General features: G+C 53.8%; 11 protein-coding genes. 4 read left to right on the top strand and 7 right to left on the bottom strand.

Translation table 11 applies throughout. The features are described from left to right. Window positions 1-85: 85 nt before the first annotated feature. Window positions 86-2,344, top strand: a complete 2,259-nt coding sequence (locus ABD843_RS04440) for a patatin-like phospholipase domain-containing protein (protein ID WP_345079123.1) — start codon at window positions 86-88, stop codon at window positions 2,342-2,344. Window positions 2,345-2,762: 418 nt separating this feature from the next. Here ABD843_RS04440 and ABD843_RS04435 read toward each other — a convergent pair whose 3' ends face one another. The 7 genes from ABD843_RS04435 to ABD843_RS04405 all read right to left on the bottom strand — a co-directional run bounded on the left by ABD843_RS04435 (window position 2,763) and on the right by ABD843_RS04405 (window position 9,187). After that, entirely contained in the window at window positions 2,763-3,341 is a 579-nt protein-coding gene (locus tag ABD843_RS04435) for a hypothetical protein (protein WP_345079122.1), read from the bottom strand. Between the two features lie 246 nt (window positions 3,342-3,587). Next, on the bottom strand, window positions 3,588-3,758 hold the full coding sequence (locus ABD843_RS04430; RefSeq protein WP_345079120.1) for a DUF6728 family protein: 171 nt from the start codon (window positions 3,756-3,758) through the stop codon (window positions 3,588-3,590). A 49-nt stretch (window positions 3,759-3,807) separates the two neighbouring features. Next, on the bottom strand, window positions 3,808-4,719 hold the full coding sequence (locus ABD843_RS04425) for a class I SAM-dependent methyltransferase (protein WP_345079117.1): 912 nt from the start codon (window positions 4,717-4,719) through the stop codon (window positions 3,808-3,810). 24 nt (window positions 4,720-4,743) lie between these two features. Next, a complete protein-coding gene (locus tag ABD843_RS04420) occupies window positions 4,744-5,463 on the bottom strand; it encodes a class I SAM-dependent methyltransferase (RefSeq protein ID WP_345079114.1) in 720 nt (239 codons plus the stop codon). Further along, window positions 5,460-7,454, bottom strand: a complete 1,995-nt coding sequence (locus ABD843_RS04415) for an NAD-dependent epimerase/dehydratase family protein (RefSeq protein WP_345079111.1) — start codon at window positions 7,452-7,454, stop codon at window positions 5,460-5,462. The genes ABD843_RS04420 and ABD843_RS04415 overlap by 4 nt, the downstream gene beginning before the upstream one ends. Continuing rightward, on the bottom strand, window positions 7,454-8,371 hold the full coding sequence (locus tag ABD843_RS04410; protein ID WP_345079108.1) for a transketolase family protein: 918 nt from the start codon (window positions 8,369-8,371) through the stop codon (window positions 7,454-7,456). Before ABD843_RS04410 ends, ABD843_RS04415 begins: the two co-directional genes overlap by 1 nt. 18 nt (window positions 8,372-8,389) lie before the next feature. Beyond that, entirely contained in the window at window positions 8,390-9,187 is a 798-nt protein-coding gene (locus ABD843_RS04405) for a transketolase (protein ID WP_345079105.1), read from the bottom strand. A gap of 140 nt (window positions 9,188-9,327) precedes the next feature. On the opposite strand from ABD843_RS04405, the gene ABD843_RS04400 reads away from it, so the two are divergent. Genes ABD843_RS04400 through ABD843_RS04390 form a run of 3 tightly spaced genes read left to right on the top strand, consistent with a single transcriptional unit; the run spans window position 9,328 to window position 14,458 of the window. Then, on the top strand, window positions 9,328-11,790 hold the full coding sequence (locus ABD843_RS04400; protein ID WP_345079102.1) for a YfhO family protein: 2,463 nt from the start codon (window positions 9,328-9,330) through the stop codon (window positions 11,788-11,790). A gap of 20 nt (window positions 11,791-11,810) precedes the next feature. Continuing rightward, window positions 11,811-13,154, top strand: coding sequence for a tetratricopeptide repeat protein (locus tag ABD843_RS04395; RefSeq protein ID WP_345079099.1), 1,344 nt, complete (start codon window positions 11,811-11,813; stop codon window positions 13,152-13,154). Window positions 13,155-13,168: 14 nt separating this feature from the next. Next, entirely contained in the window at window positions 13,169-14,458 is a 1,290-nt protein-coding gene (locus ABD843_RS04390) for a PKD domain-containing protein (RefSeq protein ID WP_345079096.1), read from the top strand. The last annotated feature ends 59 nt before the right edge of the window (window positions 14,459-14,517 follow it).

Genomic DNA, 14,517 nt, shown 5'->3' with positions numbered 1-14,517 from the left:
GCCTGACCGTATCTCCCCTTGTCTCCCCGAAACGAATTGTTACTATTAGGAAGGCAAGCTGCTTTTCCCGGAATATTTTTGTAGCTTGTCAGGGAGAACCGCTCCCTGCACCACCATGCGCCAAAGACTGAAGGACCTATACCATTTTCTGCCGGTGCAGCTGGTACTCCTGCATTTCCGCAGGTACCAGCTGCTGCTGGTGTTCTGGCTGGTGCTTACGCTCACCCTCACCGGCGGTTTCGCTGCGCACTTCGGCGCCCGGTCGCTTTTCCTTGCGCCCGAGTACCTGGGCGAGATCAATTACCTCAGTATGTTCCTGCTGGGCAGTTGCCTGTGTGTATTCGTCATGATGTGGAACATCACCACCTTCATCATACACAGCACCCGCATACCCAATATGCGCGCTACACGGCATGCCTTTCCTATTTACTGCTTCAATAATTCCATTATTCCGCTTGCCTTCCTGGTGTTCTACTCCATTCGTGCCTTCAAGTACCAGTGGCACGAGGAGCAACTGCCGCTCAATAACATCATTTTTCAACAGTTGGGGTTCTACCTGGGCTTCATGCTGGTAATACTCATTTCGTTCACATACTTCTTCCGCGTCAGCCGCGATTTCTTCAAGACATCCCTGTCCAAAATAGCGGCACCTGTGCAGAACATCACTGCCATCATACCCCACGATCAGCTGGACCGTGATACCGGCACCCTGCCCGCCAAGACCTATATATCGCTCGGGTTTCGCATAGTGCCGGTAGAGACCGCCAGTTCGCTGCATCCCAAAGTGATGGCCAACATACTGCAGCGCCACCACCGCAATGTGGTCTTTGCCACCTTTGTGGCCTACATGATACTGCTGCTGCTGGGCATCTATATCGATAATCCCTTCCTGCGTATACCCGCCGGTGGCAGCTTCCTGCTGCTGTTCGCCATCATACTGGGGCTGGTAGGTGCGTTCAAATACTTCTTGCGCAGCTGGGAGGCCCTGGGGTGGATACTCTTTACCGTTCTCCTCTCTATCATGGTGCGGTACAAGGTCTTCGACCTGCGCAGCATTGCCTACGGGCTCGATTATCACAAAGACCTGGAGCAGGTATACCATTACAAGACCCTGCGCAGCCTGTTCACCACCTTTCGCTACAATGCCGACCGCAAACGGGAGGAGACACGCCTGCAGCAATGGAAAGGGCGCGTAGCGCCGGACAGTGCCAAAAAGCCGCCGCTGGTGGTGATAACCGTAAGTGGTGGCGGCTCCCGCGCCGCATACTGGACCTTCCGTACCCTGCAATATGTAGATAGCCTTTCGGGTGGCAAGCTCTTCAGCAATACTGTAATGATAACCGGTGCATCGGGCGGCATGATAGGCGCCGCCTACTGGCGCAATGTGCATGATGCCTACTGTATGGGCACGCTCCATTTCCCATACTCCCACACTTTCCAGGATAACATAGGCAAAGACCTGCTGAACCCCATAGTGTTCTCCTTTGCCAGCATAGACATGATATCGCCCTTCAACAAGATAACCATAGCCGGCCAGCACTACACCACCGACCGTGGTTATGCCTTCGAGAAGGAACTGGGCCGCATCAGCTATGGCCTGCTCGATAAGCCCATAGGCGACTTCAGGCAGCGCGAGAGCGCGGGGCTCATACCCCAGCTCATCATCAATGGTACTATAGTGAACGATGGCCGCAAGCTGATGATATGCAACCAGGGCATAGCCTACCTTACCCAGCCCGAATACTCCCTGGACCTGCCCGCACCGCCCATAGATGCGGTAGATTATTGCGCCTTCTTCCCCGAACAGAACGCGCACGACCTCAGGCTCACATCGGCCCTGCGCATGAATGCCACATTTCCCTACATACTGCCCGTGGTAAGGCTCCCGTCCAACCCGCGCATGAACATAATGGATGCAGGCCTACGCGACAACTTCGGCATACAGGTGGCCAGCCGCTACCTGCATGTGATGCGCGACTGGATACGGCAGAACACGAGCGAGGCCATCTTCCTGGAGATACGCGACACGCGCGAGAACGATGTGACCGCCAATACCGACCAGTCATCGCTCGGCAGCATGCTCGCCGATCCGCTATTTGTGATACAGAACAAATGGGAGGCCTTCCAGTCCTACGGATATAATTATATAAAAGACTTTGCCCCCGCCTTTGTAGACAATAAGATGAAGTTCATAACCCTGCAGTACATACCGCAGGAGTTCACCCGTACGGCCGCGCTCAACTTCCACCTTACGCAGCGCGAGAAGGACGACATATATGGCTCTGTGAACCACCCCTATAACCAGGCCGAGATACAGAAACTGATAAAACTGCTAAAAAAATAGAAGGGACTACCTGAACAGGCGCACTATCATAATGATAACGGCCGTGTCTTAAGCGGGTCTCCTCGCCTGGCTTTGTGCGTGAGCAGGGACCCGCCGCCTCTGGCCATGGTCAGTTCTCGCTCAGTTTCTTCCGGGTGTCTTAGGTGGGTCTCCCGGCCTGGCTTTTGTGTGTCATGTCTTAGGCGGGTCTCCTCGTTTAGCCGTGTGCGCTAGCAGGGACCCGCCGTCTCTTATTGTGATCAGTTCTTGGTCAATTTCCCGACAAACGATAATACGCTAAACAGGTTTCCGTATGTCACACATACCCGCCGCCTCTGGCCATGGTCAGTTCTTGATCAGTTTCTTCCGGGTGTCTTAGGTGGGTCTCCTGGCCTAGCCGTGTGCGTGAGCAGGGACCCGCCGCCTCTGAAACGATAATTCATTTCCAGTTCTCTGCGATCCATTTGTTCACATGTTCCACCTCGTATTTCCCTTGCCTCTGCAAAAGGTAATATCCTGCGGAGCTATGCATGTAGTCTGATACATTTGCAACAAGCGCCCATTTTTTGCTGCTTGGATTCGAATGTATGTAATTCAGTTTCTGCGTAACGAACTTATATGAATGGCACAGCAAAATGTCCTGTTTCCCTTCAAAGACCTTATGCAACTGCCCTTTTTTTCTGTCGTATGCAGAAACTCCGTCCTCAAGAATTTTCAGTATCGATGTTTGTGCTTGTTCCTTTAGCCGGCTCACAATGCCATATGCCATAAAACGCTTGCCACTGCCAATGATGGTATTGATACTTTGTTCATTTTTTAAGAAGCCAATAAGCACATGAACGTGATTGGGCATTATAACATAACCCAGTATACTATGCCCTTTACTTTTAAGTACATCGAACCATTTATAGACCAGGTCATAGCAGCCTATCTCCGAAAATAGCGGGATCCATTTACTGGCAGTAAACGTAATGAAATAGATGCCTGTATCGAATATATGCGGATTATTTACCGACATTCCATAAATATAAGGGATCTATGGGTTTAAGCGATCAGTACGAGTGGCGGGTCCCTGCCAGCGCTCCGGGCTTGGCTAGGAGACCGGTCTAAGACAGAAATATAGCAGATCTATTTTGGCGAGTAGCCCAAAATGTGCGGCGGGTCCCTGCCAGCGCTCCGGGCTCGGCCAGGAGACCCACCTAAGACCATCCTTCCACAGCTGCGTGTACAGAAACTGATAAAACTGCTGAAGAAATAGAAGGGCCTACCTGAACAGGCGCACTATCATAATAATAACGGCGATGAGGAACATGAACAGCGATATCCTGTTCATACCGTGCATGAACTTCAGGTCTATGTTCTTAGGGTCGTTGGGGTCGCGCTTGCGCAGGTAGAAATAAGTAAGCACCTGCTGCCATATACTCTGTTTCCTCATTGCCTTGGTTTTTTCTTGGTCTGCTAATGTTTGTCTGCGAAGTACGGCATTATACTTTCTCCAGTATGATGCCCATATTGCCGGCATTTATGTCCAGCATCTTCTCGTACATGCCCAGCACTTTCAGGGTGCCTACCCACATCTTCTTCATAGGCAGGGGCGACATGCGTACCCAGTAGCTCATGGGGTAGCCGTTCTTCACATCGAATACCGAGGTCACCTTGAAGCCTGCCTTTCTGCAAAGCTCCGAAAGATTCTCCTTATTGAAAAGGTATATGTGCTCTACATCTATTATCGGCGACCTCTCGCCGAATATCTTTGCCTGCAGTGCATTGGTGTTGTGCATTATCATGTACACATGGCCGCCGGGCTTTGTGTTGTACAGCATATTGCGTAGCATACCCAGTGGGTCGCTCAGGTGGTCCAGCGTCTGGAAGCAGGTTATGAGATCGAAGTGGTTCTCGGGGTAGAGGCCGGGGCCATAGAAGCCGGTATATATGTTATCGCGAATATCGGCACGGGCTATGGCCTTGGGCTCCGTGCCGGGCTCTACACCATGCACCTCTTCATAGCCGTTGTCTTTCAGCACTTCCATGAAGAAGCCGTTGCTGCAGCCTATATCCAGCGCGCGTTTGCGCTGCCAGCCGCCTACCTTATCAGCTATGGGCCGCCAGTAGTCGCGCTTTATGAATTCCGTTTGCTCGCCGAATGTCACCACACTGCCCTTGTACAGTTCGTTCAGCGCCTCATCGTCCAGTATATGGCGAGAGAAGAGCAGGCCTGTTTTGCTGCACCGTACCATATCGTAATGAAAATGATCGGCCGTGCGGCGGGCAGAGAACACACCCGCATCCAGGTCCTCATCGCGGAAGTTCTTCTGGTATACAATGGGGTGGTCGGCCTCGTTCGTACTATTGCAGAACAGGCACTCTTTGGTGATGTAACGGTATTTCTTTGCCACGGCATCCACGGTATTAGAAGTTTATTATTTTTTGCGGCATAGTATCACTATCTGCGCGCCGAAGTACTTTTTCAGAGGGTGTATCTTCTCCATCAATGGCTGAAAGAAATAGATGATACGCGTAAGCAGGGTAGGGAAGAAGAAAGGCACGAAACCTATATAGTCCAGCCGCTCTACCCTGAAACCCGCCTCCTCGCACCACTGCGTAAGCTGGTCGCTGCTGAAGGAGCGCTCCTCGTGCTCTATGTGGTAGGCCGATCGTTTCTCTATCTGCTTCAGTATGGGGTTGTTGCCGTTAGGCTCTATGATGATGACACTGTCCGAAAGCAGGCCCGAGTTCTTTATGGCCAGCAGCGGATCGTTCAGGTGGTGCAGTACACCCCTTATCACACCCACATCATATTTCTTGTCGGGAAATGTACTCGCATCCAGCAGGTTGCCTACAGAGAACTCTATATGCGGGTACTTCTGTGCGGCCATCTTTATGGCCGTGGCCGCGGGGTCGAAACCTGTTATCTTCGACTGTGGCCTGGCCTGGTATATATCGTTGCTATAGGTGCCATCGCCTGCGCCTATGTCTATTATGGTCACGGCATTCTTATCTATCATCTCCAGCGTGGCCTCTGTCATGCGCTTGTTGGCAAGCTTCGACGACAGCTTGGCCTCGGTGGTATACATATACCCCTGGTTGCTCGCCACGTCCGCATTGAATACGTCCACATTCTTCTTTAAACTAGTGCTCATGAGCTTCTGGTATTGTCTTTTTTGAAATTCTCTATCTCCTGCGCGCTGTGCAGGGGCTTGCCGCGGTATATCACCGAGCGGCGTATGAATTTTGGCCTGCCCTTGCTCTCTTCGAATATCTTGGACAGGTATTCGCCCAGTATGGATATGGCCAGCAGCTGCACCCCGCCAAAGAACAGCACCAGCACTATGATAGTGGTGAGGCCATGCGGCGTTTCGGGATACATGAGCTTGGCAATCACCTGCCCTATCATGGCCAGGAAAGAAAAGCCGGTGAGTATGAACCCGAAATAACTGAGCATCTCCAGCGGCACAAAGCTGAAAGAGAATATGGCCTTGCGGGCCCAGCCTATATTGCGCCGCCAGTTGTTGGTACTGACGCCGAACATACGCTCGGGCCGCACATAGTCCACGCCTATCTGCTTGAAGCCCACCCAGGCACGCAGGCCGCGCAGGAACACTTCCTTTTCGGGCATGGCGTTCAGCTCGCGCACCACCTTCTTGTCCATCATGGAGAAGTCGCCGGCATCTACAGGTATCTTTATGTAAGACAGCTTACTGAACAACCTGTAAAAGCCCTTGTACACCATGTTCATGAAGAAGGACATCTCGCGTTTCACACGCTTGCCGTATACCACATCATAGCCTTCCGCCCATTTCTTGTAGAACTCCGGTATCAGCTCGGGCGGGTCTTGCAGGTCGCCATCCATCAGCACTACAGCATCGCCGCTGGCTACTTCCATCCCGCTCAGGAATGCCGATTGCGACCCGAAGTTGCGCGAGTGGGTAATGCCTATCACATTGTTATCCTTGGCAGCTATGGCAGCTATCACCTCTTCCGAGTTATCGGGCGAGCAGTCGTTCACGAATATTATCTCGTAGCGTGTCTTGCTCTCGTTGTGCATCTTTACCAGGCGCTCATACATTATAGGTATGGCCTGTGCATCTTTATAGCATGCTATTATAGAAGTGATCTTCGCATTCAGCCTCGGGTTGCTGAAGGCGGGTATTATCCTGTCGGTATAGCCTATGGTCTTGTGCCACTGCATGGTCCTGTGCAGCCCATCGCGCAGCGATGTCTTTGCGGTCCACCCCAGGTCGCGGTTGGTATTGGCGGGGTTGCCATACCAGTCCTTCAGGTCCCAGTTGCGGTTCTGCATATTGCCCCACTGCGGCTCGGCACTTATGCCGAACTCCGTACGCACCATATCCACCAGGTCGCCTAGTGTGGTCTTTTTGCCGGTGCATATATTATAGGAGCGGCCGTTGATCCTTGCGTTCACATTCAGCGCGGCATCTACGAATGCCTCTACCGCATCTGTAACGAATACGAAATCCCTGCTTATCTCTTTCTCTACCAGGTTAGGGTATTTGCCCTCGCGCGCGCGTTCCAGCATCACGGGCATCAGCCTGTCGGGTTCTTCCCAGTAGCCGTATACCGAGTACAGGCGCAGGTTCAGCGCGTTCACGTTCTTGTACCGTGCATAGTAGCGTATGATGTATGCCGCAGATACCTTCGATGCCGAGTAATGGCTGTTGGGCTCCAGCGCATCGTCCTCGCCGGGGGCGGCAGAGTTGGTTCCGTACTCCGAGCTGCTGCCTGCGTGTATGTAAGCAGCTATACCTGCGCAACAGTCCAGTATGTTCACCGTACCGTTCACATTGGTCTCGTATATAAGCTGGGTCTTGCTCTGCTTGCTGTAGGCGCCATAGGCCGCCAGGTTGAAGACCGTCTTTGGCTGGTACTTCTCGAATATGCCCTTTACCGACGTGGCCGATGTGATGTCGCAATGCACTATGTTGCTGTGCGGCACATCCAGCAGCTTCAGCCGCCATGCGCTGTTGGCATCGTGGGTTATGGCGTAACAGTCCGTACGCACGGCCATCAGGTCGTGCATCAGGTTGGCCCCGATGAACCCACTTGCCCCGAACACGAATATGGGCCCTTCCAGCTTACGCAGCTTCTGCTGCAACTGTTCGTCGACTGTCATCAGGCCCCAAAATAACTATTTATTATTCGTAAAATATTATCCTCGCCCAGCCCGCTCTGCTGCTGGTGATAGGCCTGGCTGCCATACAGCCCGCAGGGATAGCCCTCGGCACAAAGGCTGGTAAGGCGGTTCACGGGCAATGCTGCCCTGTGCAGCGCCGCCGATACTGCCTGGCCCAGGCCGCCTGTGGCTATGTGCTCTTCTATGGTCAGCACATTGCGGCTGTACGTTATGCTGTCGCGCATATCTGCAGGCAGCTCGGTGAGTGGCATGCGGTTCACTATGAAGAGGTCCACATTGGCAGCCGCTCCCGAGGCGGCCAGCGCAGCGGCCACATTACCGGCCACCGGGCTTTGCGCTATTATAGTAAGGCCCGCGCCCTGCAGCTTTGCCGGGGCAGCGCCATAGTCGGTGAGTGTCATACCGGCAGGTAGGGGTTTGCCCAGGCCCAGCCGCAGGTAGGCAGGCCCCCTCCGGGCGAACATCTCATCCATACATGCGTTCATATCTTCTACAAAGGCGGGCACATAGCAGCGCATATTGGGCAGGCCGCTCAGGCAGGCTATATCCTCTATGCAGTGGTGCGACGATCCCATGATGCCGTAGCCATAGCCGCCGCCATTGCCTACTATGTATACCGGCAGGTTATGAAAGCACACATCATTGCGCACCTGCTCCAGGCAGCGGTATACCACAAAGGGCGCTATGCTGTAGCAGATGACCCTGTACCCCTTGTAGGCCATGCCTGCAGCCATGCCTATCATGTTCTGTTCGGCCACGCCTGCATTTATGAACCTGTCGCCCATTTTGGCGGCCAGGTTCTCCAGGGCATTGTAGCCCAGGTCGCCGGTAATGAAGATGATATCCTCATTGGCCGTGGCCACCTGCTCTATATATGTAGAAAAGTGTTTTCTCATTTATCGCGCTGCTTTGGGTCAAAGCCGGTAGTCCAGCTTTATCCGCTCTATTGCCTCTGTGTATAGTTGTTCGTTCATGGGCAGGTAGTGCCATTCCATTTTGTTCTCCATATAGGGTACGCCCTTGCCTTTTACGGTATTGGCTATCACCAGCTTGGGGCGGCCATTCTTCAGGGCCAGCAGCTCGTTCTTGGCTGCCAGCAGCGCACCTATATCATGCCCATCGGCCTCGCGCACATCGAAGCCCATGGTCTCCCATATCTTGCCCGATGCCGTATCGCCCAGTATGTCTTTGGTACTGCCGAAGCCCTGCAGGCCGTTCTTGTCTACCAGCACCAGCAGGTTGTCCAGCCGGTTGGCCACGGCAAAGTGTGCCGCCTCCCAGGTAGTGCCCTCATTTGTCTCGCCATCGCTCATCAGCACATAGCTGGTGCCCTTGCTTTTCTTCAGCTTGTTGGCCTTGGCTATGCCGGTGGCTATAGGCAGGCCATGGCCCAGCGAGCCGGTGGCAAATGGTATGGCATCGTATTTGCCCGGCGCCGGGTGTGCGGGCAGGGTGGTATCGTTCTTGTAAAAAGAGTCCATGGCGTCGTCGGGTATGCCACCGGTCTCGTTCAGTATGGTGTAGAGGGCCGTGGCCGCATGACCTTTGGACAATATGAAGCTATCCTCGGCGCCCTTGTACTTCAGCACACTTATCATTATATCTATGCAGCTGAGCGAGCAGCCTATATGCCCCGAGCCCGCACCATGGTGCAGCCCCAATATCTTTAGCCTCAGCCTTCCCTGCAGGTTTATATGCTCTTTTTCGGTCATTTCTTCAGATCGGTCTCAAGATACTGTCTTTTGACATAATATGGCCAGACGGGTACACAAATAACGCACCCTTTACATGCGTATGTTGTCAGATCGATGCCTTCTTTGTACTTTGGCAGTATCATAATAAAAAATTTACTGTGTCGGCCAAGAAAAAGCAAAATGTCCCCGCCAAACCGGCGCCCCCTATACAGGAAACGCCTGCGGCAAAGGTAACTTTTAATGTGCATTCCACCCCCGTGGCCGACCTTTTCGATACCTTGGGCAAGAAGGCCGCTTTTGTGGCGCTGGGCCTGCTGGCGGTCATTGCCTTCATAGTATACCGCCACTACCTGTCGCTGGAGCATGTGTTCTTTTTCAAAGACATAGGCAGCGATACCTATAACTATACCTATCCTACCATATACTCTGTAGCCGCGCAGAACGGGATACCCTCCTGGTCGTTCAACAGGGCTATGGGGCAGAGCATGTATCCCTTCAGCCTGCGCGACCCCTTCGAGATATTCATGTACCTGGCCGGGGCCAAGAACCTTATATATGCTACTATATTCAAAGAGTTCGCCAAGGTGGTGCTGGGCGGCTGGGTGTTCTACTACTACCTCCGCACGGTGGGTTTCACTGCCTATACCTGCATCATAGGCAGCATATGTTTCGCTTTCTGCGGCTTTATGGTGATGGGTGGCACATGGGCGCTCTTCTCGTTCGAGGCCTTCAACCTGGCCCTGCTGCTGCTGGCCTTCGAGCAGTTGCTATCCAAAGGCAAATGGCTGCTGTTTCCCATAGCTATATTCCTGCTGGCCATATCGCAGCCGTTCAACCTCTTTGTTTATGGCCTCTTCCTGGCAGGTTATGCCATACTGCGCATGTACCAGTTGGGCACCTACACCTTCCGCTCAGGCACCGTGCTCTTCGTGCAGATGATAGGTTTTGGTGCCATAGGTATGCTGCTTGGCGGTTTCATGCTGCTGGAGAACATAGTGCAACTGCTGGAAAGCCCCCGTGGCAGCGGCAATACCTCTTATGCATCGGCGCTCTCATCGGTACCCATGTTCCAGGCGGTAGATAAATTCCAGCTTGGCACTGCCGTTATGCGCCTCTTCTGTACCGACCTGCTGGGCGCTGCCGGTAGTTACAAGGGCTGGCAGAATACATTAGAGGCCCCGCTCTTTTACTGCGGCCTGCCCTGCCTGCTGCTGATGCCGCAGGTATTCCCGCTGCTGGAGAAAAAGAAGCGCCTGTTCTTCGTCGTTTTCCTGCTCATATGGCTCATACCGGTGTTCTTCCCCTACTTCCGCTATTCGTTCTGGCTCTTTACCGGCGACTATTACCGGGCCTACTCTATAGTAGTAGCAGGTTTTTTCATGTATTACGCCCTTGTAGCGCTCGATCTCATCATCCGTCACCAGCGGGTGAGTCTGCTTACCCTGGGCATTACGTTGGGTGTGCTGTTCCTGCTGCTCAACTATCCTTACTTTCCAGAGGGCGAGTTCATCAACTCTGCCCTGCTCACCTTCGTATGCTTCATGCTGCTGGTATATGGTGCGCTGCTGTTCTTCATAGGCAGGCAGGGCAGCCCGGTATACCTGCGCTATGTGCTGCTGGCCGCACTGGCGTTCGAGGTCATTTATTTCTCTTCTATATCGGTGAACGACCGCGACCCCGTGACCGCCGAAGAGCTGACGCAGAAAAAGGGCTATAACGATCATACCATAGACGCGCTCGATGCCATCAATAAAGTAGATCATTCCTTTTACCGTGTAGATAAGGCATATGGCTCCTCGCCCGCCATACACTACTCGCTGAACGATGGTATGGCACAGAACTACCACGGCACCAGTGGCTACAACCCCTTCAACCAGCTATATTATATACGCTACCTGCAACTGATGGGCGTATCGGACAAGAACAACGAGCAGGACTCCCGCTGGGCGCGCGGCCTTGCCGGCCGGCCCATACTGGAGTCGCAGAACCGGGTACGCTATATGATGGACAAAGGTTTTGCCATGCCCATATGGCGCGTTACCGCCGACAGCATAGGCACTTTTGGCGATGTGCGGCTGTTCCGCAGCAAATACCTGCTGCCCTTCGGCTACGCCTACAGCAGGTACATAAAGGAGAGCGCGTTCAATACCCTCTCTACCACGCAGAAGGACTTCGTATCGCTGCGCGCATGTGTGGTGGCCGATGATAAGGTGGCATCGGTACAGGGCATGCAGGAGTTCCGCCTGGCCGATACCATACCTGCCATGGCCTTCAACCTGGATATATACAAGCAGTATGTGGACGAGCTGGGCCACGACAGCATGGCAGATGCCAAAGTAGAGGATACCCGCATCACCGGCAAGGTAACGGTAGGCGCAGCCAAGATGCTCTACCTCACCGTACCTTACGATGAGGGCTGGCACCTGAGCGTGGACGGCAAACCCAGGGAAAAGGATATAGTGTTCGCAGGTATGACGGGTGTATCGCTGGCGCCCGGTACACACACCATAGAAATGACATATTCCCTGCGTTACCTGGGCAAGGGAACATTACTGACCATACTGGGGCTTGTGGCATATGCTGCGCTCTGGTTCATCATGCGCCGCCGCAAGCTTGCCTGATCTTTTATATTTTTACCATCATGAGGTCTCTTATAGGTATTTGTCTTTTAGCAACGATAGGTTTCAACAGTTACGCGCAGGTAGAGCGCCCCTCGGCGCCCAATGCCAAACAGGTAACTGCCGAAAGGGCCAAGGCCGCCAAGGGTGATGTAACGGCCATGTACAACGTGGGCTGCTACTATTACTATGGCATGGGTGTACCCAAGAACTATACCACGGCCAGCCAATGGCTGACGAAGGCCGCTGCCAAAGACAATACCGACGCCATGCTGCTGCTGGCCGATATATATGACGAGGGCGGTACGGGCATAAAGAAAGACCCCGTCAAAACACTGGGCTGGTACAAGAAGGCCGCCCTGAAGGGCAGCGCCGATGCAGCCTACGAGCTGGGCGAGATGTACGAATCGGGCGATGGGGTGCCGGCCAATATGGCCGAAGCCATAAAGTGGTACAAGATAGCCGCAGGCAAGGGCGATGCCGATGCCATGATAGCGCTGGGTTTCTGCTACATGGAGGGCGATGGCGTACCTGCCGATCATACCGCAGGTTACAACTGGTTCATACAGGCGGCAGAGGCGGGCGAGGTAGATGCCATGCGCTACCTGGGCGATTACTATGCGCAGGCCGATATGGGCAACGACTGCCGCAAGGCCATAGACTGGTACATGCGGGCCGCCGATGCGGGCGATACCATGTCTATAAAACCAGTGGGCGTAACGGTGATGAAGGACGAATGTAGCGGGGTGAACAAGACCGCCGTGGCCGCATGGATGCGCAAAATGGCCGATAAGGATATGCCGGATGCCGCCTTCTATATGGGTGGCTTCTACATCATAGGCGTAGGCGTGGCCAAAGATGCCGGCAAGGGCATGGAATACCTGATACGCGACCGTGAGACAGGCGGCTATACAGGTGTGCGCCGCAACTTCTCTACCAACAACCTGCTGACGCTCTACAACTCGGGCGACCTGAACGCAGAGCAGAAAGCACGCCTGCTGGAATGGTTCATAAAAACGGCCATAAAGACCAATGATGATGAGATGATGTCGGTGATAGCCAACATATACGTCAATATGCCCAATGCCAGCGGCAACGACTACCGCACCGGGCTGGACTGGGCCATGCGCTCGGCAGAGCGGGGCAATCCCGGTGGCTGTTTCTGGGTGGGTTTCATCTACTACAAGGGCCTGGGCGATATAAAGCGCAATGATGTGAAAGCCTTTACCTGGATACAAAAGGCCGCTATGAAGGGCGACAAGGATGCCATGGGCATGCTGGCCACCTTCTACGAATTCGGTACGGGTACCGAACGCAACCCCGCCAAGGCCGCCGAGTGGAAGGCCAAGGCCGAACGTGAGGAATAGGCTACCTTTGCGTCATGATCACTTATAAACTCCCTTCGGCCCGCACGGGCAAATTACTCTTTTTGCTGGCGGCCATAGTTCTTCATGGCCACACCTTTGCCACCAAGCGCAAGGTCTTCTTCATAGGCAACAGCTATACCTATACCAACAGTATGCCCGATATGCTCAGTAGCTTCGCTACGGCCATGGGCGATACCCTCACCTATGCCATGTCGGCGCCGGGTGGCTATACCTTTCAGCAGCATACTACCCTCGCCGCATCGCTTTCTGGTATTTCTTCGCAGCCATGGGACATCATAGTGCTGCAGGAACAAAGCCAGATGCCCTCCTTTCCGCCGGCACAGGTGGCTACCGATGTGTACCCCTACGCCCGCTGGCTCGATAGCGCCATCAACGAGCAGGACTCTTGCATAGAGACCATGTTCATGCAGACGTGGGGCCGCAAGAACGGCGATGCCATGAACTGCCCATCCTATCCCGTGGTATGTACCTATATAGGTATGCAGAACAGGCTGCGCGAAAGCTATATGCAAATGGCGCAGGACAACCATGCATCCATCGCCCCTATGGGCGCAGCATGGAAGATGGTGATAGACAGCTTCCCCGCCATAGACCTCTACCAGGCCGATGAGTCACACCCGTCCATAGCAGGTTCTTACCTGCAGGCATGTGTGTTCTATACTTCCATATTCCACCGTAGTGCGCAGGGGTGTACTTACTTGGGTGGGCTCACGGCGGCTGTAGCTGCAAATTTGCAGCGCGTGGCAGATAGGGTAGTGCTGGACAGCATCTCGCAGTGGCAGGGCACAGGCCACTATCCATACGCAGGTTATGCGCATACATGGACGGGCAGCATGACGTTCTCTTTCACCAATACCTCGCAGCGGGCCGATAGCTATTCGTGGAACTTTGGCGATGGTGGCACATCCACATCGCCCTCACCATCGCATGGCTATACCGCAGCAGGTATATATACGGTATCGCTCACGGTATCGAACGAGTGCATGAGCGCCACCCGTACCGATACCATACATGTAGGCCCCGTTCCTACCGTTGTAGGCAGTATGGGCAATGCCGCCCCCGGTATCTCAGTGGCCGCATCGGGCAATGGCGATATCACATTCCTGCTGCCTGCGGCAAACACAGGCGGTACATTGCAGGTATATGATATGGCAGGCCGGCTGATAAAGGAATATGCAGTTGCTACTGCACGGATAAAGGACAACTTTCCGGCCGGGGTATACCTGTACCACTACATTGCATCTGGATCGGCAACGTATACAGGCCGGTTCGTGAGTTACTGATCATAAAAAAACGAACGAGCGATCCGGTATCTGTCGCTCGTTCATTATAGGGTGGGTAT

The organism is Nemorincola caseinilytica, assembly GCF_039540515.1.
GTDB lineage: Bacteria > Bacteroidota > Bacteroidia > Chitinophagales > Chitinophagaceae > Nemorincola > Nemorincola caseinilytica.
The sequence above is the reverse complement of the archived record's forward strand: the minus strand, read 5'-3'. Positions and strand labels throughout refer to the sequence as shown.